Here is a 22331-nt window from a genome sequence, read left to right as displayed (position 1 = left end):
GTCCTGCACCACCCCGCCGCCCGGGCCGCCCTGAACGGCGATCCGGCAGACGCGCTCAGCTCGGTGATCACGGCGGCGGGTCTCGGGGCCGGCACCCTGCGCGGACTTCCGGCAATCGCTGTCCAAGGCCGTCACTGTCGGCGAAACCGAACTGAGGCGACTGCTGCGGGACGACAAGGCGGTACCAGGCAATCCCCCGGAGGAGTGACCGCAACCCACATGAGTGATCGAACACAGCATCACAGCGCGCCGCACTCGGCCACACAAGGAGAGAGCCCGGTATTCGAAATCGAGTTCTAGATTTCGCCCGCCCCCACCCGTTACGGCGACAGCAGAACCGCCGTTACCCGATTACCTGTCCGCGTCTCGTCCCGAGGAGCCCCCATGCATCCCGTAGGCCGCTCTGCGCTCGTTCATCCTGCGTTCGAAAAAGACGCCGCCTCCTCGGGCGCCAACCCTCACATCGCCTCCGGCCACGCCGCCCTGCGCGCCGAGGGGTCACGACCGGATACGAGGTACCTGGCATGACGGAATCCACTCGTCTTCCCTCCTCCCTCGCCACCTGGGTGGAGAGAGTGCTGGGTCCCCTGGCCTGTGTGCGGGACGCCTCGCACGCCCGCGACAACTCCCAGGTGTGGAGGGTGACGGGACGCACCGGCGACCACTACGTGAAGGTGGCGCCCAAGCCGATCCTGTACACGCGCGAGACCCACGCCTACCGGCTGGCCGTCCCTCATCTCGGCCACGGCAACGCCCCGGTGCTGCGCGACAGCTCTCCGGAGCTGCTCGCCCTGATCCTTACCGCTGTGGACGGCGAGCCGTTGAAGGAAGAGAAGTCACCCGCGGGCCGCCGCGTTGCCCACCGGCAAGCCGGCCGGCTCCTGCGCCGCTTCCACGACGCAGTGACCGGCCCCCTGGTCCAGCCTGAAACCGCCAGAGTCGTCGAGAACACGGTGGCCGGCCTGGACAAGCACCTCGCGGAGGCCGGTGACCACCTGTCCGCTGCGGAAGCCGACATGCTGCGGCACCTGGTGAGCACGCTGCCCGGCTGCGGACGGCTGCCGGCCGGGTGGCGGCACGGGGACTTCTTGCGCAACCTGCTGTGGAACGGCCGACGCTGCGCGTTGATCGACTTTGAGCGCAGTGAAGGGGGCCCTCTCGTCACCGACTTCGTCAAGCTCGCCACCTCGCTGTGGCCGGAGCGCCCTGAACTGCGAATCGCCCTGTTCGAGGGGTACGGCCGGCCTCTGTCCGAAACGGAGGAACGCGCGCTGACAGGGTTCGCAGCGGCTGACGCCGCCAGCGCCCTCGCCTACGGCCCCCGGCACGGCGACCCGTTCGTGACCGCCCGCGGCCGGCGCACCGTCGAACGCCTGCTGCAGGAGGGCCGTCTGTGAGCGACGCGCCTCACCTGCTGATCGCTGACGTGGCCCAGGTCCTGCTCCGTGCGAACGGGGTCGCCCTGTGTGTGCGCCGCAAGCCGGACGCGGACCCCGCACCGGGACAACTCACCGTCGTGGGCGGTCATCTGAAAGCCCGCGAGCCGCTCGATAGCGCCGCGCGGCGCGAAGCGAGAGAAGAGACGGAGGTCCGCATCACCGCCGAGCAGCAGGAGTTCTGCGGTCTCATCCACCACCACGAACCCGGCGACGGCACGGACCGGATCACCGCCGTGTTCGTCGCCCAGTCCTGGACGGGTGAGCCGCACAACGCCGAGCCGGACAAGCACGAAGGACCGTTCTGGGTGCCGATGGAGAAACCCCCGCCGGACTGCCACCCCCACACCGCGGCCATCTTCCACATGCTCACCCACGGCCCGTCCTACCGGGCGCTGAACTGGCCTACCCCGGGAGGTGCCCGGTGAAGAGGTTCTTCGGACCGGTGAAAATGGCCGAGCCCCGGGTCTCCGACGCCGAACAGGAACTGTTCGGCGGCCCGCTGCGCTACGACATGGGCTGGTCCCAACACGAGCACGCGGGCCTGGATCTGACCATGATGTCGGCGCTGCGCTCCATGCCCGCGCTCGTCGGCGCCACCCTGCGTATGGCGTGGCAGGCCGACCGGCGGGCGCTGCTGGCCGTGGCGGTCAGCGAGATCGGCCAGGGCATCGCAGCGGCCATCGCACTGCTCGCCGTCAACGCCGTCATGCACGCGCTGCTCGCCGGAACGGGCAGCGCCAACGACCGGCTGCACGCACTGTTACCCGGTCTGCTGGCCGCCGCCGCCATCGGTGTCGTCAACTCCGCCCTCTCTGCCTGGTCCACCTCCCGTGCGGGACGCCTGGAGCCGAAGGTCGAGCGGATCGCGACCACCCAGTATCTGGCCGCCGCTGCCGGCGTCGAGTTGGAGGCCATCGACGACCCCGACTTCCGCCGGCTCGTCGACATCGCACAGCACGGCCCCGGCTCCGCCCGCCGCATGATCGGAGCCTGCGTCGCCGCGCTGAACGGCGTCATCTCGCTGATCGCCACGGCCGGTGTGCTCGCCGTTCTGGACCCTGTGCTGATGCCCATGCTGGTCCTCATCGCGGCCCCACGGGGCTGGGGCGCCATGCGCGTGGCGCAGGAACGGTACGTGTCGGTGATGACCTGGATCGAGCATGTGCGGGCCAGCCGCCTCATCGGCAACCTGCTCACTGAGCGCGGTGCCGCGCAGGAGGTGCGCATCCACGCCGTGGGCACCTTTCTCCTCAACCGCTACGAGCGCATGGCCGAGAGCGCCGAAGCCGAACAGGAGCGCCTCGCCTCCAGCAAGGCCCTGACCGAGTGGGTCGCCTCGGCGCTGTCCGGCCTCGCCATGGCCACGACGTACGCAGCGATGTTCTGGCTCATCCTGACCGGGCACATGAGCCTCGCCATCGCCGGCACCGCCGTGATCGCGGTGCGGACCGGTTCGGCGAGCCTGGGCGGGCTGGTGATGAACATCAACCAGCTGCACGAGGAGTCCCTGTACGTCCGCGATCACGGCCGGTTTCTGACCGAGGCAGCACAGCGCACCATCCCCGAGGGCGGCGCCCCAGTGCCCGAGCGGATCAGGAAGATCGCCCTCGACGGCGTCACCTACCGATACCCCGACCGTGACACGGCTGCCCTGGAGCAGGTGTCGCTGACCCTGCCGATGGGGTCGGTCACCGCCGTGGTCGGCGAGAACGGCTCCGGCAAGAGCACGCTCATGAAGATCCTTTCGGGCATGCTGCTGCCCCAGGCCGGCACCCTGCGCTGGGGCGAGGCGGACATCACCGGCCTCGACCGCTCCCAGGTCTTCGCGCGCGTCTCCCTGCTCACCCAGGATTTCCAGCGCTGGCCCGTGACCGCCGCGATGAACATCCGCCTCGGCCGCCCCGCCCACGCCGCGACATCGCAGGACCTGCAGCCATCGGTCGACTACGCCGGCGCCGCCCCGGTCATCGCCAAACTCCCCGACGGACTGCTCAGTCTGCTGGCCCGCATGTTCCGCGGCGCCATCGAACTCTCCGGCGGCGAATGGCAGAAAGTGGGCCTGGCCCGCACCCACTGGCGCAGCTCAACCTCGCAGGCGGACAGCGTCCTCATCGTGGACGAGCCCACCTCCGCTCTCGATCCCGAGGCCGAAATCGAAGCCTTCGACCGCATCCGGCGCCTCGCCGCCCCGAACCGGGCCGTCGTGCTGGTCACCCACCGCATGTCCGGCGTCCGCCACGCCGACCACATCTACGTCCTCAACGCGGGACACCTCGCCGAACACGGCACGCACGACGAACTCATCGCCGCACGCGGGCGGTACGCCGCCATGTTCGACGCGCAGGCCGCCCAGTACGCCCCCACCACGGCCAGCATCCCGAACCCCGCCGCCCCCACCGTCTCGGACCCCGCATGACCCGCTCGACCGAGAGGCCCACCGTGACGACACCCCGCGCCACCGACCTCGACGAAGCCAGTGCCCTGCGCCACCAGCTGGCCGACCAGCTCGCCGAGGCGGGCCACATCCGCACCCCCGCGGTCGACGAGGCCCTGCGTACCGTGCCCCGGCACGCCTTCGCCCCCGACGCCCCGGTCCAGGAAGCGTACGCGAACGACATCGTCGCCATCCGTCACAGCGACGACGGCCGCATCACCAGCTCCATCTCCGCGCCCTGGCTGCAGGCCGACATACTCGAAGCCGCCCGCATCCGGCCCGGCCACCGCGTCCTGGAGATCGGCTCCGGCGGCTACAACGCCGCCCTCATCGCCGAACTCGTCGGCCCCACCCGCGCGCAGCACCCGCCTGTCCGAGCAGGTCCGGCAACTTGAACAGCGCCTGTCCGAGGCACTCGGCGAGCAGGTCTGGCGGAACAGCGGCATCGGACCGCCCAGCGACATCGACAGGCTGCAAGCCCGCATCACCGAACTCGAACAGCAGCACCTCGACCTACGCCTTCAACTGGCCGAGAGAGACGAGGAGTTGTCCGCCGCACGGACCACGAACCGCGAACTGACCAAGACCATTAACCAAGAAACGGGAAGAACCACATGACCAACCGCCACCGCAGTGTCGTCGACGTCTACGTGCTCCTTCGCAGGGTCGACGGCGCCATCCTCCTGATGGAGCGGGCCAACACCGGCTACGCGGACGGGCAACTATGTCCGCCCAGCGGGCACCTCGAAGAAGGCGAGTCAGTGATCGCCGGCGCGATCCGCGAGGCCGCTGAGGAGGTCGGAGTCGACCTCACCGAAGCCGAGCTCGGCTTTGCCCACGTCGTCCACCATCGCAACGCCGACGAGGAAGGACGCATCGGCTTCTTCTTCGTCGCGGACACCTGGCGAGGCGAGCCGATCAACCGGGAGCCCCACAAGTGCGCTCGGCTTCTCTGGGCAGATCCCACGAACCCTCCCGAGAACACCGTCCCCTACACGGCCGCCGCGTTGTCGCAGATCTCCAAGCAGCAGCCGTTCTCCCTCGACGGCTGGGATCACCCCTTGACTGCGAACTGACGCTTCCACCACACCTGTTGCAGGAGGAGATCAGTGCATGCAACCTCGTGACCTGGACGAACGCAGCGCTCAACCGACCGAACAGTGCCATGAGCCCCAGAGAAAGTGGTGGCCCATGGATGCCCTGCCCGAACCCATCGTCCAGTACACGCGCGTCGCCTTGGAGGCAATCTCCCGCGGCACTTTCTACGTCCCCATGGGCTGGTCCTGACGGGTCTGCATCCGGACGTCCGGCCTGGGCATCACTCTCAGCGGATCCGCTGCACTGCCGTCGCCAGAACCGCTACCTAGAAGGACGTGCCTTCGCACATGTTCACCACACAGGACGAAGAGGACCACGGCAGCACCGAAGAGCGCGGCCTGCCGTCGAACACGCGCGAGGAGGAGGCCGCGCCGCGGTGCTGGCACCACTTCCACCTCATGGGCCGCTACTACGGACAGGTGGAGTCGGGACGCAAGACGATCGAGGTCCGCGTCGCCACCCCCGAGAAGGCGGCCGTCGAGGTGGGGGACGCTGTCGTCTTCCACGACCGGGACAGCGGCCGGGAACTCGACATCACCGTGAAGCGGGTCACTCCGTACGCCTCGTTCGAGGACCTGCTCAGCGCGGAGGATGCCACCCGGATCGACCCGGACGGACCGCGCGAGGACCTCCTGCTCAACCTTCGCGCCATCTACCCGCCGGCCAGGGAGGCGCTCGGTACCCTCGCCTTCGAGTTCGACCACCGCCCTGCCCTGCCCGGCCACCCCATGCCGATGACGCCCTCGCAGTACGCGCAGACCGTCCCCCACCACACGGTGTATGGCTGCCTGTACATCCGTGACGAGCACGACCGGCCGGTACAGCTGCGCTCTGTCTACGGCTCGCGGCTCTGGCAGTTCCCCGGCGGGAACCTCGACACACAGGGAGAGGACCCGCTTCAGACCGCACGCCGGGAAACGGTCGAAGAGACCGGCCTCGAACTCGGCCTCAAGGCGCCGAGGCTGCTCATGACGCACTTCCTGCACGCCGGGCCCCGCATGCCGCTGAACAAAGTGGGGCTCATCTTCGACGGAGGCCGACTGACCCCGGACCAGCTGTCGCGTATCCGCCTCGACCCCGCCGAGCACGACATGTGGGCCGTCCACGACCTCGCCGGCTGGCAGGAGTTGATGGCGCCCCGCGCCTTCGCCCGCCTCGACGCCGTCGAGCGAGCGCGGCGCGGCGAGGGCCCCGCCTACCTCGTCACGCACACCTGATCCGCAGCACGCCCACCGAGGAGGCACCGTGCCCGTCGAGGACATCAACACCCAAGCCTGGAAGGTCTACGGCCGGCGCCAACTGGCCCGCGCCTACGCGCCGCCCATTCCCGACCGGATGTCCTGGACACCCTGGGAGGGGGTCGGACCCGGAGCTGAAGTCCTTGGTGACATCACCGGGCGCCGCGTCCTGGACATCGGCTCCGGGGCCGGCCACCACGCCGTCCACCTCGTACGGGCTCACGGCGCTCGCGTCACCGGCATCGAACTGTCCCCCACCCAGCATGAACGCGCCACCTCCGCCCACGCGGACGTTCAGGGTGTGCAGTTCACCCAAGGAGATGTGGCCGAGTACCTGGCCGGGGCCGATCCGTTCGACGCGGCGTACGCGATCGGCACGCTGGCGTTCATCGACCCGCGCCGTGCGCTGCCGGCGCTATGCGACGGACTGCGTGCCGGTGCGCCACTGATCCTCTCTCTCCTGCACACCGACCTGCACGGCCACGGACCGGCCACGGAGGTGGCACCGCGCGAGCAGATGATCCTGCTGCGCGACGACCCGCCCCTGCCGACCTTGATGTGGATCCTCGCACCGCAGCTGTGGAAAGACCTGCTCACCGAGTACGGCTTCCGCGTCGAGACCATCGACCTGCTGCATCATCTCGACGAGAACGTGCCAGTCATCCAGCAGCTCATCCGCGCCCGCCGCCTGCCCGACCGGCCGGCGCGAGTGTCCAGCCGGCCCCGCGGCACCAGGGCGCCGGTAGCGCACGCGGCCGTCGGTGTCGGAGCGATCATCCTGAGCGAGCGGGGCATCCTGTTGGGCCGTCATCGTCGCGGCACCCTCGAACTACCCGGCGGAGCAGTCGAGGCCGGGGAGTCGTTCGAAGCCGCGGTGGTCCGCGAACTCGGTGAGGAGACCGGTCTGATCGCGCATCCCGGGGACGTCAGGCTTCTGGGAACGCTTGTCGACCACGTCGAAGGAGTCCTGCGGATCACCGTCGGCGCGCTCGTCCCCACCTGGCGGGGACAGCCCGCCACGCAGCCCGACGAGAGCGTCGGCGACTGGGCGTGGCATCCTCTCGATCAACTTCCCGATGGCCTGTTCGTGTGCAGCGCCCAGATCCTCACCGCCTGGCGTGCTGACCTGGCGATCGACCACACGCCCGCGCACTTCACGCCTTTCGCCCACGGCACACCGGCCGTAACGACGATGGACGGCCTGGCATGATCGCCAACGCGGACTCAAGTCTTTGGCGCCACCGCGACTTCCGCCGCTACCTGACCGGGCAGGCAGCCAGCGTGACAGGCAGTTCGATCAGCAGCATGGTGATCCCCGTACTGGCGGTGCTCGAACTGGACGCGACCACCGCCGAGGTCGCCTGGTTGACGTTCCTGGGTCAACTGCCGCCCGCACTGCTGGCGTTGCACGCCGGGGCCCTCGCCGATCGCCACTCCAAGCGGAAGCAGATGATCACCGGCGATCTGAGCAGTGCCGCCGCCCTGGCCACTGTGCCGGTGGCAGCCGCGCTGGATCGGATGTCCCTGACTCAGCTGATGGTGGTCGCGGCCGTGCAGGGCGCGGCGGGCGTGCTGCATGATGCCGCCGCGATCAGTCTCCTGCCCAGCCTGGTCGACCGGTCCCTGCTCCAGCGGAGCAACAGTCGCATCGGCGGGCTCTTCGCCGTCGCCGCCACCGCGGGCAGCAACCTCGGCGCAGCCCTGACCGCGCTCCTCGGCCCGGCCCGGGCACTTCTCGGGGACGTCCTCTCCTACCTCGTCAGCGCCTGGTGCACCGCCCGCATCCAGGCCCCAGAAAGCCCCCGGCCAGCAGCGGAAGACCGTCGGCTGCACGCCGAGATCGGTGAGGGCCTGCGGTACGTGTCCGGCGACCACCGGCTGCGCACACTGACCCTGGTCAACGCCACGACGTCGGCCGCCCTGGCGCTCCTCAACACTCTTTGGGCGCTGTATCTACTCCGGTCCCTCGCGATGGGCGCGACCACCTTCGGCGTGGTCCTGGGACTCGGAGCCCTGGGCGCGGCGGCCGGCGCTCTCGCCGCCCCCTCACTCGCGACGCGGTACGGGCCCGGGCCGATGATGCTCACCGCGCTCGCGATCACCCCGCTCACACAGATCCCTCTGCTCCTCGCCTCCTCGGGCCTCGCCTGGCAGTTCGCCATCGGTGGTGCGCTGTTCCTTCAGCTGGCCTGTGCCGCGGCCGCGGGAACAACCCAGCGCACCATTCGCCAGGTCGTCACCGCCGACGGCATGCAAGCCCGCATGCAGGCCGTGAGCACCTGGCTCACCTCCGGTGCACGGCCGGTAGCCGCGCTCCTCGCCGGCGGACTCGGCACCTGGATCGGCGTACGCCCCACGCTGATCGTCGGGACCTGCCTCCTCGTCGTCCCTCTCGTGATCCTCTACCGGTCCCCGCTGCGCAGCCTGCTGGAGATGCCCGGCTCGCCCACTGCGGCTCCTCCTTCAGCAGATGCCCTCACGCCACCGACACCATCACCGTTGGAGCCGACCGTTCCCAATCCCGCGGCCGCCGTGCATGTACGGCAGGACCGCTCTGCGGGAGGTGGCCCATGAGCACGGACCTGAACACAGCCGCTGCCCCCGAGCCGTCACCGCCGTGTCCGGCGCCGGACCCGCCTCTCCCGCCCAGCACCTACGCCCTGCCCCACAACCCCCGAGGTGATCACGTGCCGCCCTCCCGCTCCCACATCCGCGCGACTGTCGAGGCCTATCTCGGCCGGCATGCCGAGGAACGGGAAACCCTGCAGAGCCTGTTGGCTGTCCTGGACGGCGCCGACGAGCCGTCCAGCCGCACCACGCTGCCTGGTCACGTCACCTGCAGCGCCGTGATCATCGGCCGCGACCGCCGGGTGCTCCACATCGGCCATCGGGTGACAGGGCTGGTACTCGCTCCCGGCGGCCATGTTGAGACGGGTGACCGTACTCTCCTGGCCGCGGCCGTGCGAGAAGTGTGCGAAGAGGCCGGGATCCGCCCCGGCGACCTCTGCCTGACCCCGCAGCTCCTCGACGTGCCGATCGACGTGGACGTCCACGACATCGACCCCAATCCGGCCAAGGGCGAGCCCGCCCACCAGCATTTCGACGTCCGCTTCGCGTTCTACCTCACCGCCGAGCATCCCCCTGCGCTCGCTCTGCAGGACGAGGAAGTCTCCGGCGCCCAGTGGCTCCCGTACGCCGACGTGCGCTCCCCCACACTGCGGGCGAAGCTCCTGGTCGCCGAGATGCGCGGCCTCGATGGGCGCCCGGAGCCCGTCAGCGCCAGCGCCCTGATCCACGACGGAGCTGGCCGGTACCTCCTTCATCTACGAGATGACCGCGAAGGCATCTGGGAGCCCTGGGTCCTGGCCCTCGTGGGAGGCAAACGGTCGCGGGACGATGCCAGCCTCGAGGCGACACTGCGGCGCGAGCTGGCAGAGGAGACGCCGGGCCTGAAACCCACGGGCCTGATGCCGTTCGCTGTCCAGGAGGCGACGAGCGTCGACGGCCTGGCGGTTCCCATCAGCGTCTACGCCGGCCGCTGGAGCGGCGATGCCGAGGCAGTGGACCTCCGCGACGGTGTCCTGCTCACGTGGTGCACCGTGGACATGCTCGACCGGCTGCGCCTGAGCCCCGGTCTCGGGGAGCTGATCCGGCGCCACGCGGCCGAGCACCCTGCGGACGGACCGCAGGATGGTGCCCGTCCGCTGACCGGCGAGGCCCCGGCTGGGACCGAGCTGCACATCGTCGGTGTTCACCTCCACCTGCAGGACAAGCACGGTCGGATCCTCCTCGGCCTGCGTCACCCCAGCTCCGCCTTCGCGCCGGACACTTGGCATTTCCTGGCCGGCCACTGCGAGCGGGAAGCCGCGATCGACTGCGTGGTTCGGGAAGCGAAGGAGGAGGCAGGCCTCGTCATCGCGCCCCAGGACGTCGAGCTCGTCCACACGGTGCACCACGTCGACTCCCCCAACGTCCGGCCCAGGATCGCGCTCGTCTTCCAGGCCCGGTCCTGGACCGGCGACCCAGAGGTCCTGGAGCCCGACCGGTGCGTGGAGTGGCGGTGGTGGAAGCCGCAGGACCTTCCGGCCGAGGTCGTGCCGTACACCCGCCGGGCGATCGATGGAATTCTTCGGGGGCGCCCGTACTCCGAGCTGGGCTGGGGCGAGCGATGAGCACTCAGGACACCTGCCCCGCCGCCGGCGACCAGGCACCGGAGCGCACCGCTGGCCCGGTCGGCGGAGCCACGCCGACGGGTGCAGAAGCGGATCCGACAGCCGCCCAGCCTCAGCGCAGACCCGGCGACGTGCCTACCGTACGGACACGGGGATGAGGCGCTCTACCCGAGACGACCCCACCGCGTCACACTGATCGACAGCTACCCGATAAGAGGGAGGTTCCCGGTGACGACCCAGTTCCAGGCCCCGAAGCCGTGGGGGGTGACCCGGATGCGGCCCTTCCCGGCAACGGCTGTGCTGGCTGCGGCTTCGGTTGTGCTTGATCCGGACAGCCAGACGGCCCGGCAAATCGACCTGGGCGGCCTGGACCTGCCGACCCTGGACCGGCACAAGCGATCCGAAACGTCCAAGGAGACGAAGCCGAAGACCTCAATGGACGGCAACACGGATGAGGGCAGTGACCAGGAAGGGGACACCGATTGACCGCGACCTCGCCGGTTCTCGTCGTCACTCAGCTAGACGACGCGACCGCCGACGTCGTCATTGAGGAGCTGGGCACACGCGGGGTTCCGGTCGTTCGGCTCGACCCGGCGGACTTCCCGGACGCCGTCACCGTGACGGCGCACGTGGACGACTTCGGGCTCGCCGGCGAGGTGAGGACGGCGACCCGGGCCGTACCTCTGGACGGGGTGCGGTCGGTGTACTGGCGTCGGCCGCGCCCCTATGCAGGGCCCGCGGGGCTGAACGGGCAGGATGCCCGCTGGTGTTTGGACCAGGCCCGCTACGGCCTCGGCGGCATCCTCGCCTCGCTGCCGGACGCCCGCTATGTCAACCAGCCGTGGGCCAACAGGGCCGCGGACTTCAAGCCGGCCCCGCTCTCGCGTGCAGCGCAGTGCGGATTTCACGTTCCGCCGACTCTGCTGACCAACGACGTGGAGGAGGCGCGACGGTTCGTCAGCGAGCACGGGCCCGCGGTCTACAAGCCGCTGTACAACACCGACTACACGGACGAGGACGGTCGCGGACTGACCGTGTGGGTCGAAGAGGTCACCCCTGAGGACCTGGACGTCGGCGTGGGGCAGACGATGCACCTGTTCCAGCAGCGCGTGGACAAGGTCGCGGACATCCGGCTCACCGCGGTCGGCAGCAAGTTGTTCGCCGTACGGATCGACGGGTCCCCGGGACTGGACTGGCGGCGGCACTACGACGACCTCACCTACACGCTGATCGACACGCCGCCCGCCGTGGCGAAGGCCGTGCGCGACTACCTCACGACGTTCGGCCTGGTCTACGGTGCCTTCGACTTCGGGCTCGACGCCGCCGGCCGGTTCCATTGGTATGAGTGCAACCCGAACGGCCAGTTCGCATGGTTCCCTGACCCCATCACACGCCAGATCACCGCAGCCATCGCCGACCAGCTTCAGCACCCCGACCGGGACAGCCAATGACCAGCAGCATCTCACTTCGCCAGAGCCTCGCCGACGAACTCGCCAAGCACGGTCAGCTCACGGACCCTGCGTGGCGCTCGGCCGTTGAAGCCGTGCCCCGCGAACTCTTCCTCGGCGACGTCGTATTCCGACCGGAGGGCCCTCAGTGGGAGCCCGTGCGCCGTGAGGAGCTCGGCGACGACGAGTGGCTGCGGATGGTCTACTCGAACACCACGTGGGTGACGCAGGTCGACGGCATCAGCGCCGCAGCCGCCCCCGGCCCGCTGTCCGGGCGGCCCACCTCCTCCAGCACCCTGCCGTCCCTCGTCCTGCGGATGGTCGAACTCGCCGGCATCCGCGACGACGACAAGGTGCTGGAGATCGGTACGGGCACCGGCTACTCCACCGCCATCTTGTGCCACCGGCTCAGCGACAAGCTCGTGTACTCCGTCGAGTACGACGAGGACCTGGCCGCAGCCGCCGCGCAGCACCTGCGCGCCGCCGGCCACTCCCCCCAGCTCGTCGTCGGCGACGGCCTGCGCGGGCACCAGGACGGCGCCGACTACGACACGGTCATCGCGGCGTGCGCCGTGCGCACCGTCCCCCCATCGTGGCTATGGCAGCTCCGCGACAGCGGCAGCATCATCACGACGATCAGCGGCTGGATGCTCGCCTCCGGCCTGATCCGCCTCGACCTGGATGACAAGGGGATCGCCCGCGGCCGCTTCGCCGGTGACAAGGTCTCGTACATGCTCGCCCGGCCGCACGAACGGCCACCCCGCCCCACCTTCTATGCGCACCCCGGCAGCACGCGGAACACGCGAGTGAGTCCAGACGTGCTGGACGACTGGACTGGCCTCTTTGTCGCCCAACTGGCTGCTCCTTCCGCTGAGTTGGTGCGCACTGGGAACGGAGTCGCCCTGATCGACGTGGCGAGCGGCTCGCAGGCGTGGACCGAATCCGACGGCAGCGGGTGGAAGGTCCACCAGGACGGCCCGCTGTCGCTATGGGACCAGGTCGAGGACGCACTCATCGTGTGGCAGAAGGCAGGCTCACCCGACCAGACCGCGTTCGGCATGACCGTCACGGAGTGGGATCAGACCGTCTGGCTCAGCGACCCGGGCGGCCCGCAGTGGCGCCTGCCGACCTGACACCAGGGCAAGCTCCACCTGAGGCCACCTCCCCGGATCTGCGTCGCTTGGTCGCCAGCGAGTGCGCGAGCCTGTCCGGATCCGCGGTCAGCACCGTCGCCCTCCCCGGCCTGGCCGTGCTGGGGCTCCACGCCTCCACCACCCAGATCGCCGCGCTCGCCTTCCTCGGCCAACTGCCGAACGCCATCGTGGCGCTCGGCATCGGCCACCTGTACGCGGTCGCCACCTCCTTGTCCCCGGCGGGACGTTCTGGGTGGTCACCGAGATCGCCGGGCGCCAAGAGGACATCGACCCCTTCCACGGGCTCGGGATCAACCCCGCCGAGACCGACATCCTCACCTCCGGCTGGTCCGCCGTCGAGACCGCCGACCTCGACGTGCTCCGCTGCTACGCCCTGCGCCCCTGCCCCCTACTCACCCCTTACCGATGGAGGACTCGGTGACCACCGAGAAGGACACCGTCGAAATCTGGAACACCTACGGCGCCCACCAGATCACCAGAGGACTTCAGATGCCCGAGCTGGACCGGTGGGACTGGGGAATCCCGGAGAGAGGCCCCGGCATCAACGCCCTCGGCGAGGTGGCGGGACTACGTGTCCTCGACCTCGGCAGCGGCCTCGGCCGACACGCCGCAAACCTGGCCGACCTGGGTGCCAAGGTCACCGCCGTCGACACCTCACCCGCCCAGCGCCAGCGCGCCCTCACACGCTACCCGGACCATCCCGGCCTGCACCTGGTGTGCGCCGACGCGGTGGCCCATCTACGCGCTGCCGACTCGTACGACCTGATCTACTCCGTCTGCTCCGTGCCGTACCTGGACCCCAATCGGCTGCTGCCCGCCCTGGCCAATGGGCTCAAACCGGGCGTACGCCTGGTCTTCTCCGCGCTGCGCCAGACACCGATCCTCGCTTGCCGATGGAAGGAGAGCCCTCGTATCCCTGAAGAGGTCTACGTGCGGCCCGCTGAGGACATCGAATTCGACCCGTTCGCCAACGCACCGGTGCACCAAGCTTGCGTATCGGGGCCAGCTCCAACTAAATGATCCCCTTCCACCCCCACGGAGGTGACACAGTGCGGCCTCGCAGGCAGTCGACACGATACTGCGCCTCGGCGCGCCATTCCGGCCGTGTGGCAGCGTGCTGGGCCGCGTACGTGACCATCCGCAACGCGCGGGCCCCGGCGAGAAGTTCGTAGCCTTCCCACGTGGTCACGTCCGTGCCGTAGACGGCGCAGAACTGGGCGTACTCGGCCGTGGACACGGCGCCGGTCGTGGTCATTTTCACTGCGGTGGAGACGAGATCCCACTCTGGAGGGCCGACGGAGACGCGTTCGAAGTCGAGCAAGACCGACTCGTCGGCTGTGCGAACGACGTTGCCCACCCACGCGTCACCATGCACGACGCATTCCGGCAAGCCCTCGGGTCGGGTCTGCCACTGCGCAGCAAGGTCCGCGAGGCGCTGGTGAAGCCAGCCGCGATCGTCGCGGGACAAGCACGTTGCTGCGTCGATCGTCCGCGTCCACCGGCTGGTGTATACGCAGTGGTCGGACGGCGGGGACCTGGTTGTCGGCCAACCACTGCGCCGCTCGTATCTCGCGGGCCGCAGCGTCCCATTGGCCGGCACGCGCGATTCGTACGATCACGTGGCCAGGGAGGCGCCAGATCTCATTTTCGGCGACGCGAATGACTTGAGCCTCAGCGGGGTCGAAACCCGCAATGGCACAGGCCGTTTCCAACGCTGCACGGGAAGGGGCAGGGCGCATCGTCATGTCTGCAGGGTGCCAGGATTCGATCTGCGTCCCACAGAATCAAGATCATGTCAGGTCCGCTTCCGCATCACGACTGCACCTCGTTCGAGAACCCGACGGCCGCTGGGTACTGTCGTGATACGCCGATCTGGGAGGAAAGTTGCATGGCTAGCAACATCGTGATCGCACAGACGACCATCGACGACGAGGAGCAGGCGAAGGCTCTCGCACGCGGTGCGGTCGAGAATCGGCTGGCTGCCTGTGCCCACATAGACCAGCCGTTCACCGCGGTGTACTGGTGGGATAGCGCCATCCAGACTGCCCAAGAGTGGCGGGTCTCGTACAAGACGACCACGGAGAGGCTTCCGGAACTGGAGTCTTGGGTTTCCAAGCAGCACACTTACGAAGTCCATGAGTGGATCACTCTCCCCGTGACCGGGGGAACCGAGGCCTACCTCGCATGGGTGGCCGAGGAGTCCACGCCTCGACCCGCCGGCTAACGCCTCACGCTGCGAACTGTTGCAGGTGCCGGGCGAGTTCGCGCTCCTTTGCCGGAAGCCGAGAAGCAACGGCTTGGGCGCGAACTCTGCCCATGGTGTTGGGCCGGGCCTCGGCCGCTGCAGCAAACTGGCGTGAAACGTAGACGCCTTGATCGAGGTCTCCTCCGCGAAGCAGAGCTGCGGCCAAGTCGCCTAGCACAACAACGCCCGATTCGGGTAGTTCCATGCCCAATCGGTCCACCGCATGGTCTGCGGTCTCGGCCAGCTCCTGCCTGCCAAGTTGCCCGTACACCGACAAGGTCAGGGAGTCCATCCGGTAGGGAGTCACGAAACGTACCCATGCCTGCTCGGCGGTGTGGTCAGCGAAGTCGTACGCGAAGCGAGCGCGATCCATGGCGCGGAGGGCGTCCGCTTCGTCACCGGCAGCCGCGGCTTCCTCCGCGAGCCTGCCGTAGATCCAGGCAGACGCTGCCGCGTTGCCAGGACCTCGCACATCCTTCACAGCTTGGGCCAACAGTTCTGCAGCCTTTTCAGGAGTAGCCGCTCCGTAGCTTGCGTATGCCAGGGCCAGAGCGCGCAGTGGTGGGTGTCCAGCGGCTTCAGCGCAGTCCATAGCAACCTTGTAGTAGGCGTGTGCCCGGTGTTGATCCCCCAAATCCCACGCCACCCACCCCGCCAAGGCTGCAGTCTCGCCGCCGGCGATCGTCATCGCCCGTTCGTGGTCACCAGCCCGCGGAAGTGCCGAGGTGATCGCATCGAGATGCCCCTCGACCTCGCCTTGAAGTTCGAGCGCAGTCAGCTGCCTCTCGCTCACATGAAGAGCACCCGCACGATCGACGAGGGTGTTCAAGACGGTCGAGTCAACCTTTCCCCCCTTGCCGATGGCCTGGGCGAAGCGCTCCCATGGCTCAGCCGCGACAGTTGCTCCGACAATGACGCCCTCAAGTAGCGTGCGACGTTTCACGTCGTCCGGGTCCTCTCCTCCACCTCGGGTGCTCATCCTGCGCCTGGCGCGGGCGGCTGCCGCCTCCCGCTGCAAGTGCTCAGGGGAGACGCCGCAGGCCACCGCGATGTGCGCGAGCGTGTGGTTCGTCGGAATGTTCTCTGCATGCTCGTAGCGGTTGATCTCACGCCGGGTCATCGTGTCCCGCCCTGAGGCTGCGTTGACGGCGGCTGCCTGTTGTTCCTGTGTTCGTCCGGCAGCCCGGCGGAGTCGAAAAAGCAGCTCAGCTAACTCGTCGGTTGCCATGAGTGTGACCTCGTCCTCGGGTAGATGCCAATCATGGCTGCAACTTCCCCCGTCTGTTTCCCCCTTGACAGATTTTTCCCCCTCTGAATTCCCCTGGCAGAGCCCGCAGACTCGCGAAACGGTGAGTCCATGACCACGATCCGTCAGGCCTTCGTTTCTGAGCGCCTCGGCCGCCCCGCCCCGCCCGCCGAGGTACTCCCGTGCCTACGGGACCCTTCGTCGGAAGGCAGGCTTCGCGTGGCTCCCTCCTCCACGCTCGTTCCGCCGTTCGACCTGCACGTGTCCGTGCGCAGGCAAACTCGGAAGTCCGCCTGTGAACCCGCCTGAGCAGCACGGCATTGCCTCTGGCCAGGAGGCTCCTGCCAAACCCGAAAAAACTTTCCACGGCAGGCATGACGTGCCCTGTCTGTTTTCCGAGGCGGAAGGCAAGCCGGCGTTCGAGTGGACTACGACGCTCGTAGCCGAGGAGGGGGCTGGCGCCAACGCGCGGCTGCTGGTCCAGCCCTGGCTGACGATCTCGCGCTGGCCCGGCAACGTGGATGCTGCGGCTCGTGTCGCCGACAAGTTGGTGGACAACGCTGTACGGCATGGCAGGCCCTTCGATGACGGACGTGTCTCACTGCACCTGATCGTGGCCGCGGACTCCGGCGAGCTGTTCATCGAGGTGGACGACGCGTATCCGGAGTTCCCGGGCTTCGACGAGGCCGCCGGGCAGTCCGGAAAGGCCCGGGGCACGCCGAAGGGCCTGTGGTGGGTGGCCCACTACAGGGGACGTCTGGCGTGGGGGGTGAAGAGAGGGGTCGGCGACGTGATGGCCGGCAAGACCGTGCAGGCCGTTCTCCCGCTTGCCTGACGTGCCCGCCTGCGGATCCCCCTGCCGGAACTGACTCTTGAGGAACTGGATGTCTAACCACGTGAGCACCGCCCGGCCGGTCACTCACCGACGTGATCGGGGCCGCCGCCCCCGGATCGACCGCTACCTCCTCGACGAGGTCAGCGGGGTGCTGGTGGCACCGCTACTGTGCCTCATCGTGCTGGGGAGCGGGACCATCTGCGCCTCGTGGGCGTATGAGTTCAGCACCGCTCAACTCGCGGTCACGCTCGGCGGCAGCGTGCTCTGCACGGTGCTGACCGGCGGAATCCGGGTGCGGGCCGTAGCAGCATCGCTTCAGCAACATCGCGACACCGAACTCCAGCAGATCGCGGACGCCGTGAACACCGCGGAGGACACCGCCGTGTTCATGGCGGACCAGATCTGCCAGGGCGTGCGGCCCCCGCTGCCACCAGAGCCCCAGCACACCGGAAACGACATGCTCGCGCAGGTTCTTGCAGCGCTCGACAACCTGCAGGTGCAGGGCGCACACGGCATGCTGCGGGTGCATGACGAGTCGCAGGCGGCGGTTCTCGTGGCGATGCACCAGACGCTGACGCGCCGCCAGCACCTGCTGATCGGCGAGATGCTGGAGCACCTGAGCAGTCTGCAGATGGCGACCGAGGACCCGGAGCTGCTGGACCACAGCTTCAAGATCGATCACCTCGCGATGCGGCTGCGCCGCATGGTCGAGAGCGTGTCGGTCGTGCTGGGCGGCAAGTCCCTGCGCGAGACCCGGGCGCCCGTCCCGGTCGCCACGGTCCTGAGAGGGGCGAAGTCGGAGGTCGTCAGGTACACGCGGGTGCAGACGGCGGCCGGGGAGGTGGGCTCCGCGTTCGCGCTGCCCGCGCACGTCCACCCCGATGTGGCGCATCTCCTCGCGGAGCTGATCGACAACGGTGTGGAGAACTCCGATCCGGCGACCAAGGTCATGGTCCGGGCGCAGCGGGTGGCACACGGGCTGCTGATCGAGGTCGAGGACCGGGCGACCCTGTTGATGGACCCGGTCAAGCGCACCATGCTGAACCGTCTTCTGGCCAACCCCGCACAGGCCAGCGTTGCCGATCAGGTCCGGGTCGGGAATCTGGGTCTGATCACCACGGCGACGATTGCCGCGAAGTACGGCCTGAAGGTCTGGCTGACGATGAACCCCACGGGCGGCACCACGGCCAGCGTGGTCGTTCCCCGCGAGCACCTCGTCCCCATCACCCCGTATATCGGCACCGTCTCCGCCCAGCGCCAGGTCCCGGCGCGGGAGCCGGCCTTCGCGGGCAGCGCATCGTCGCCCGTGCACCGTGCGCCCGCAGGGGCCCGCCCGGTTGAGCGGCCGGCCGGGGGTGAGGAGGGCCCGCTGCCGAAGCGCACGCCGCAGGCCAGACCCATGCCCGAACCGGCAGCCTCCGAACCCGCGCAGCCGGCCCAGGCCGCGAACCCGCAGGCCGCAGGGGACTGGCGGTCGGGCCTGCAAGCCGGGATGAACGCGAAGCCGGTCCCGCGCACCACCCCCCGCTCTGAGTCCTGACCCCCCCCCGCTACCTCGCATGGAGCAGACCGCCATGTCCTACGACACGCACGATGCCCTCGCCCCCGTGATTTCTCCGAGAGATGTCCAGGGACAGATGACACGCCTGCTGGATCAGTTCGTGCAGGCCACCCCCGGTGCCACGCACGCCGTGCTGGCCTCCACCGACGGTATGCGGCAGGCGTTCTGCTCGCCCATGCAGGTCGACTGGGTGGATGAGCTGGCGGCGGCTTTCGCCAGCCTGGCCGGGCTGGCCAGGAACGTCACCGGGCCGAAGGGTAAGGGTAAGTCGGAGCCGGTCCGGCAGATCATGCTGGAGCGGGACGACACCATCTTCCTGGTCACCTATGCCGGTACCGGCAGTGCTTTCCATCAGGATCTCAGGACCGTCGCGACGGTCCTGGTCGTCCTGGTGCGCCCGGACGCGAACCTCGGCAACGTTTCGTATGCCGTCGGGCGTCTGGTGCAGAAGTTCGCGGATTTCATGACGACTCCTGTCCGCGAGCGCGATGGCCAGGACAACGGTGTCGAGTGATCTCCCGCCCGGGCCAGGACGCATGGGCACACGAGGCAGCCAGCATTGTCCGGCTGTATGCGCTGACCGATGGGCGCACCCGCGCCCGGCACAGCCTGAGCCTGAACACCGTCCTGGGACCGGGGCCCCGGTCGCCTCGCCAGCTGACTGAGGAGAGTGCGCGGATCGTCGGGCTGTGCCGGCAGCGGCAGCGTCCGCTCGTAGAGGTGGCCGGTCTGCTCGGCCTGCACGTCACGGCGGTGACGGTCCTGGTCTCCGACCTGATCGACGCCGGAGCCCTGACCGTCCCCGTCCCGGACGCCCCCGGTGCGGGGAGCGACGTGCAGAAACTGCAGGCACTCAGCGCCGGCCTGAAACGCAAGTGGCACAACGCGAAAGCCGGGTGACGTCATCAATCAGCCCTCTCCATTCACCGAGCGGACCATCCTCAAGCTGGTCATCGGCGGCGGCTTCGGTGTCGGCAAGACCACCGCGATCGGCAGGGTCAGCGACATCCCACCGCTGCGTACCGAAGAGGCGCTCACCACGCAGAGCGAAGCCACCGACAGCCTGTACGGCGTCGAGCACAAGACGACCACGACGGTGGCCTTCGACTTCGGCCGCGTCGGCTGGGACGTCCCCGACCCCATCGAGCTCTACCTCTTCGGCACCCCGGGGCAGCCACGTTTCTGGTCCTTCTGGCACCTCCTGTGCGAAGGCGCGTTCGGCGCTGTCGTCCTGGCCGACACCCGGCGCCTGGACTCCAGCTTTCCCGCGGCCGACTTCTTCGAACAGCGCGGCCTGCCCTTCGTCATCGCGATCAACCAGTTCCCCGGCGCGGCCCCACGCACCCTTGCCGAAATACGCGAGGCGTTCACGGTCAGTGAAGAGGTGCCGCTGATGTTCTGCGACGCCCGCAACGCCGATTCCGTGGCCTCGGTCCTGCTCACCCTGGTCCAGCACGCCATCGAGTCCCTCTCCGTCAACTCCGCCCGTTTGGATGCCTGATGACTTCCCTTCAGAGCCCGCACGGCCCGCACGCCCTTGTCCCGGCCACACAGCACCGTATTCGGACCTTCACCGACAACCCAGACCAAGAGCTGTCCGACATGTCGGTCCGTCTGACCCGGTTCCACGAGCTGGACATCCCCATGGAAGGGCAGGAAATTCTCGACGACCTCACCACCCAGCTGGCCCAGCGCACCGGCTTCCTCTACGCCATGGTGAACGCCTTCAGCAACGAACAGACCTTCCTGGGCCTGCACAACCCCCCGCCGGAGTCGGGCTTTCCCATCGTCGGCAGAACCATGCCCCGCTCCCACGGCTGGTGCCCCGAGGTCATCGCCCGCAAGCGCGGCCTGCCCCTGCCCGAGGTGGCCGCCAGCCCGCGTTTCCAGAGCAACCCCGTGGTCGACGCGATCGGCATCCAAGCCTACTTCGGCATCCCCATCGTCGACGCGGTCAGCGGCAAGGCCCTGCTCACCGTCTGCATCATCGACCCCGAAACACGCACCCTCGCCGACGCCAACCGGCTGCAGGACCTGGTCCGGGACACCAGCTTCACGGCCGCCGACATCCTCAAGATCCCCCTGCCGCCTGCCCCCTGACACGCGAACCGCCGGGAAACTCCGCGCAGCGGTTTCGGCCGCAGCTGTCCTGTGAGCCCCTTCGGGGAGAGAGGCCGTTCCATGTCCATGCCTGCCACGCCCGTCACACTCGACAGGTTTCTCACACCCGCTCACCAGGCCCTGTGGGCAGACGTCGACGATGTCGCCGCCCAGGAGATCCTGCCCCGGGTGGACCGCATGGAGAGCACGCCCACCCGCGTGGAGAGCAAGCTCGCACGCCTCATGGCCGATCGCGGATGGTTCGGAGTCACGGTGCCCGAGGCTTTCGGCGGCATGCAGGCCGGGCACGTCGCCAAGACGATCCTCATCCACCGTCTGGCCCGCGTCTCCGGCGCGGCTGCCGCCATCCTGCAGGCCAGCCTGATACCGGTGGCCGGCCTGCTCCACTACGGCACCGGCGACCAGCACACCGCGCTGCTGCCGCGCGTGGCAACAGGCGATGTGCTCATGTCGATCGCGGTGACCGAGCCGGAACAGGGCGGCCATATCGGGGGGATGACGACCCGTGCCGAGTGGGACGGCACGGCCTGGGTCCTCACCGGGGTGAAGGCCCACGTCGGCAACAGCCACCTCGCGGGTCTGCATGTCGTCGTGGCGCGCACCGCCCCGGCCGGCACCCGCACGTCGAAGGCGCTGACCGCGTTCCTCGTCCGGGCAAAGCAGCGGGGCGTGAGCCTGCTGCGGCCCGGCGCCAAGCTCGGCCTGCGCGGCTTCAGCTTCGGGCAGCTCAGCTTCAACCGTGTCCGGGTCCTGCCGGACGACGTCCTCGGCGAGGTCGGCGCAGGGTTCGACGTCGCGCAGTTCGCCAGCATCGTCTACGGGCGGCCCAACCTCACCGCGCTCAGCCTAGGCCTCCACGAGGCGGCCGTCGCCCTCGCAGCGAAGTACGTCAGCAACCGGCCCCGCTATCACGGCACGCTCGCCGACGTCAGCGTTGTACGCGACCGGCTCGGCAGCATGTCCGCCCGGCTGATCATGGCCCGGATCCTGACCTACCACGCCGTCGACATGCTCGACCGCGGTCTGTCCTGCGACGACGAGCTCATCGCCGCCAAGGGGCTCGGCCACGACCTCGCTTTCGAAACCGGCACCGACGCCATGGAGCTGCACGCCGCCAACGGCCTCGACGGCGACTACGCCATACAGCGGGTCTGGCGCGACATGCAGAGCACCTACGCGCCCGCGGGCACCGGCGAAGTGCAGCGCCTGCGCCTCGCGGGGAGCCTCCTGCAGGAGGAGACCGGCGAGAGCGAGAGCGCGCGGATCCCCTGGTCCGTCCTGCACGCCGAACGGGCCGGGCGCCCCAGGCACGGCCCCCCGGTCGCCGTCTGAAAACGTCC

At 68.9% G+C, this 22331-nt stretch carries 25 protein-coding genes; 23 read left to right on the top strand and 2 right to left on the bottom strand.

Features of this window, described 5'->3' with window-relative positions:
- Window positions 1–524: 524 nt before the first annotated feature.
- The 15 genes from AB0D14_RS37585 to AB0D14_RS37515 all read left to right on the top strand — a co-directional run bounded on the left by AB0D14_RS37585 (window position 525) and on the right by AB0D14_RS37515 (window position 14003).
- Window positions 525–1397, top strand: a complete 873-nt coding sequence (locus tag AB0D14_RS37585; RefSeq protein WP_362787667.1) for a phosphotransferase — start codon at window positions 525–527, stop codon at window positions 1395–1397.
- Entirely contained in the window at window positions 1394–1864 is a 471-nt protein-coding gene (locus AB0D14_RS37580) for an NUDIX domain-containing protein (RefSeq protein ID WP_362787665.1), read from the top strand. The genes AB0D14_RS37585 and AB0D14_RS37580 overlap by 4 nt, the downstream gene beginning before the upstream one ends.
- A 23-nt stretch (window positions 1865–1887) precedes the next feature.
- Window positions 1888–3855 carry an ABC transporter ATP-binding protein gene (locus AB0D14_RS37575; RefSeq protein WP_362787707.1) on the top strand — a complete coding sequence of 656 codons (1968 nt, stop codon included), beginning with the start codon at window positions 1888–1890 and terminating at the stop codon, window positions 3853–3855.
- Window positions 3852–4268: a hypothetical protein gene (locus tag AB0D14_RS37570; RefSeq protein WP_362787663.1), complete on the top strand. Its 417-nt coding sequence runs from the start codon at window positions 3852–3854 to the stop codon at window positions 4266–4268. The genes AB0D14_RS37575 and AB0D14_RS37570 overlap by 4 nt, the downstream gene beginning before the upstream one ends.
- Before the next feature lie 219 nt (window positions 4269–4487).
- On the top strand, window positions 4488–4949 hold the full coding sequence (locus tag AB0D14_RS37565; protein WP_362787661.1) for an NUDIX domain-containing protein: 462 nt from the start codon (window positions 4488–4490) through the stop codon (window positions 4947–4949).
- A 37-nt stretch (window positions 4950–4986) separates the two neighbouring features.
- A complete protein-coding gene (locus AB0D14_RS37560) occupies window positions 4987–5160 on the top strand; it encodes a hypothetical protein (protein ID WP_362787659.1) in 174 nt (57 codons plus the stop codon).
- Window positions 5161–5258: 98 nt separating this feature from the next.
- Window positions 5259–6188, top strand: a complete 930-nt coding sequence (locus AB0D14_RS37555; RefSeq protein WP_362787657.1) for an NUDIX domain-containing protein — start codon at window positions 5259–5261, stop codon at window positions 6186–6188.
- Window positions 6189–6216: 28 nt separating this feature from the next.
- On the top strand, window positions 6217–7419 hold the full coding sequence (locus tag AB0D14_RS37550; protein WP_362787655.1) for a bifunctional class I SAM-dependent methyltransferase/NUDIX hydrolase: 1203 nt from the start codon (window positions 6217–6219) through the stop codon (window positions 7417–7419).
- Complete coding sequence (locus AB0D14_RS37545) at window positions 7416–8783, top strand: MFS transporter (RefSeq protein ID WP_362787653.1); 1368 nt, start codon at window positions 7416–7418, stop codon at window positions 8781–8783. Before AB0D14_RS37550 ends, AB0D14_RS37545 begins: the two co-directional genes overlap by 4 nt.
- Window positions 8780–10381 (top strand): NUDIX domain-containing protein, encoded by a 1602-nt coding sequence (locus tag AB0D14_RS37540; protein ID WP_362787651.1) that lies wholly within the window; start codon window positions 8780–8782, stop codon window positions 10379–10381. Before AB0D14_RS37545 ends, AB0D14_RS37540 begins: the two co-directional genes overlap by 4 nt.
- Window positions 10382–10654: 273 nt before the next feature.
- Window positions 10655–10867 carry a putative ATP-grasp-modified RiPP gene (locus tag AB0D14_RS37535; RefSeq protein WP_362787704.1) on the top strand — a complete coding sequence of 71 codons (213 nt, stop codon included), beginning with the start codon at window positions 10655–10657 and terminating at the stop codon, window positions 10865–10867.
- Window positions 10864–11832 (top strand): ATP-grasp ribosomal peptide maturase, encoded by a 969-nt coding sequence (gene tgmB / locus AB0D14_RS37530; protein ID WP_362787650.1) that lies wholly within the window; start codon window positions 10864–10866, stop codon window positions 11830–11832. The genes AB0D14_RS37535 and tgmB overlap by 4 nt, the downstream gene beginning before the upstream one ends.
- Window positions 11829–12962, top strand: coding sequence for an ATP-grasp peptide maturase system methyltransferase (gene tgmC, locus AB0D14_RS37525; RefSeq protein ID WP_362787648.1), 1134 nt, complete (start codon window positions 11829–11831; stop codon window positions 12960–12962). The genes tgmB and tgmC overlap by 4 nt, the downstream gene beginning before the upstream one ends.
- A gap of 253 nt (window positions 12963–13215) precedes the next feature.
- On the top strand, window positions 13216–13404 hold the full coding sequence (locus tag AB0D14_RS37520; protein ID WP_362787646.1) for a hypothetical protein: 189 nt from the start codon (window positions 13216–13218) through the stop codon (window positions 13402–13404).
- Window positions 13401–14003 (top strand): class I SAM-dependent methyltransferase, encoded by a 603-nt coding sequence (locus AB0D14_RS37515; RefSeq protein ID WP_362787644.1) that lies wholly within the window; start codon window positions 13401–13403, stop codon window positions 14001–14003. Before AB0D14_RS37520 ends, AB0D14_RS37515 begins: the two co-directional genes overlap by 4 nt.
- Here AB0D14_RS37515 and AB0D14_RS37510 read toward each other — a convergent pair.
- On the bottom strand, window positions 13996–14583 hold the full coding sequence (locus AB0D14_RS37510; RefSeq protein WP_362787643.1) for an aminoglycoside phosphotransferase family protein: 588 nt from the start codon (window positions 14581–14583) through the stop codon (window positions 13996–13998). The two genes, AB0D14_RS37515 and AB0D14_RS37510, sit on opposite strands and share 8 nt — an antisense overlap.
- A 288-nt stretch (window positions 14584–14871) precedes the next feature.
- On the opposite strand from AB0D14_RS37510, the gene cutA reads away from it, so the two are divergent.
- The gene (cutA, locus tag AB0D14_RS37505) at window positions 14872–15207 is read left to right on the top strand and encodes a divalent-cation tolerance protein CutA (RefSeq protein ID WP_362787641.1); all 336 of its coding nucleotides are present in this window, start codon (window positions 14872–14874) and stop codon (window positions 15205–15207) included.
- A 4-nt stretch (window positions 15208–15211) separates the two neighbouring features.
- Here cutA and AB0D14_RS37500 read toward each other — a convergent pair whose 3' ends face one another.
- Complete coding sequence (locus AB0D14_RS37500) at window positions 15212–16456, bottom strand: helix-turn-helix transcriptional regulator (RefSeq protein WP_362787639.1); 1245 nt, start codon at window positions 16454–16456, stop codon at window positions 15212–15214.
- A 313-nt stretch (window positions 16457–16769) separates the two neighbouring features.
- Here AB0D14_RS37500 and AB0D14_RS37495 point away from each other — a divergent pair, with 313 nt between their 5' ends.
- The 7 genes from AB0D14_RS37495 to AB0D14_RS37465 all read left to right on the top strand — a co-directional run bounded on the left by AB0D14_RS37495 (window position 16770) and on the right by AB0D14_RS37465 (window position 22323).
- Entirely contained in the window at window positions 16770–17309 is a 540-nt protein-coding gene (locus tag AB0D14_RS37495) for a hypothetical protein (RefSeq protein ID WP_362787637.1), read from the top strand.
- Window positions 17310–17358: 49 nt separating this feature from the next.
- Window positions 17359–18849 carry an ATP-binding protein gene (locus tag AB0D14_RS37490; RefSeq protein WP_362787636.1) on the top strand — a complete coding sequence of 497 codons (1491 nt, stop codon included), beginning with the start codon at window positions 17359–17361 and terminating at the stop codon, window positions 18847–18849.
- A 19-nt stretch (window positions 18850–18868) separates the two neighbouring features.
- Entirely contained in the window at window positions 18869–19384 is a 516-nt protein-coding gene (locus tag AB0D14_RS37485; RefSeq protein WP_362787634.1) for a roadblock/LC7 domain-containing protein, read from the top strand.
- Window positions 19381–19770 carry a DUF742 domain-containing protein gene (locus AB0D14_RS37480; RefSeq protein WP_362787632.1) on the top strand — a complete coding sequence of 130 codons (390 nt, stop codon included), beginning with the start codon at window positions 19381–19383 and terminating at the stop codon, window positions 19768–19770. Before AB0D14_RS37485 ends, AB0D14_RS37480 begins: the two co-directional genes overlap by 4 nt.
- Before the next feature lie 4 nt (window positions 19771–19774).
- Complete coding sequence (locus AB0D14_RS37475) at window positions 19775–20371, top strand: ATP/GTP-binding protein (RefSeq protein WP_362787701.1); 597 nt, start codon at window positions 19775–19777, stop codon at window positions 20369–20371.
- Between the two features lie 101 nt (window positions 20372–20472).
- Entirely contained in the window at window positions 20473–20970 is a 498-nt protein-coding gene (locus AB0D14_RS37470) for a GAF domain-containing protein (RefSeq protein ID WP_362787630.1), read from the top strand.
- A gap of 81 nt (window positions 20971–21051) precedes the next feature.
- Window positions 21052–22323, top strand: a complete 1272-nt coding sequence (locus tag AB0D14_RS37465) for an acyl-CoA dehydrogenase family protein (RefSeq protein ID WP_362787628.1) — start codon at window positions 21052–21054, stop codon at window positions 22321–22323.
- Window positions 22324–22331 lie beyond the last annotated feature (8 nt).

Origin of the sequence: Streptomyces sp. NPDC048484 (genome assembly GCF_040651415.1) — a bacterium.
Lineage (GTDB): Bacteria > Actinomycetota > Actinomycetes > Streptomycetales > Streptomycetaceae > Streptomyces.
This window is presented reverse-complemented; position numbering and strand designations above follow the sequence as displayed.

Coding starts and splice junctions, on each gene's coding strand:
- AB0D14_RS37585 (WP_362787667.1), top strand. CDS start 525: ATGACGGAATCCACTCGTCTTCCCTCCTCCCTCGCCACCTGGGTGGAG.
- AB0D14_RS37575 (WP_362787707.1), top strand. CDS start 1,888: ATGGCCGAGCCCCGGGTCTCCGACGCCGAACAGGAACTGTTCGGCGGC.
- AB0D14_RS37570 (WP_362787663.1), top strand. CDS start 3,852: ATGACCCGCTCGACCGAGAGGCCCACCGTGACGACACCCCGCGCCACC.
- AB0D14_RS37565 (WP_362787661.1), top strand. CDS start 4,488: ATGACCAACCGCCACCGCAGTGTCGTCGACGTCTACGTGCTCCTTCGC.
- AB0D14_RS37560 (WP_362787659.1), top strand. CDS start 4,987: ATGCAACCTCGTGACCTGGACGAACGCAGCGCTCAACCGACCGAACAG.
- AB0D14_RS37555 (WP_362787657.1), top strand. CDS start 5,259: ATGTTCACCACACAGGACGAAGAGGACCACGGCAGCACCGAAGAGCGC.
- AB0D14_RS37545 (WP_362787653.1), top strand. CDS start 7,416: ATGATCGCCAACGCGGACTCAAGTCTTTGGCGCCACCGCGACTTCCGC.
- AB0D14_RS37540 (WP_362787651.1), top strand. CDS start 8,780: ATGAGCACGGACCTGAACACAGCCGCTGCCCCCGAGCCGTCACCGCCG.
- AB0D14_RS37535 (WP_362787704.1), top strand. CDS start 10,655: ATGCGGCCCTTCCCGGCAACGGCTGTGCTGGCTGCGGCTTCGGTTGTG.
- tgmC (WP_362787648.1), top strand. CDS start 11,829: ATGACCAGCAGCATCTCACTTCGCCAGAGCCTCGCCGACGAACTCGCC.
- cutA (WP_362787641.1), top strand. CDS start 14,872: ATGGCTAGCAACATCGTGATCGCACAGACGACCATCGACGACGAGGAG.
- AB0D14_RS37500 (WP_362787639.1), bottom strand. CDS start 16,456: ATGGCAACCGACGAGTTAGCTGAGCTGCTTTTTCGACTCCGCCGGGCT.
- AB0D14_RS37490 (WP_362787636.1), top strand. CDS start 17,359: ATGTCTAACCACGTGAGCACCGCCCGGCCGGTCACTCACCGACGTGAT.
- AB0D14_RS37485 (WP_362787634.1), top strand. CDS start 18,869: ATGGAGCAGACCGCCATGTCCTACGACACGCACGATGCCCTCGCCCCC.
- AB0D14_RS37470 (WP_362787630.1), top strand. CDS start 20,473: ATGTCGGTCCGTCTGACCCGGTTCCACGAGCTGGACATCCCCATGGAA.
- AB0D14_RS37465 (WP_362787628.1), top strand. CDS start 21,052: ATGTCCATGCCTGCCACGCCCGTCACACTCGACAGGTTTCTCACACCC.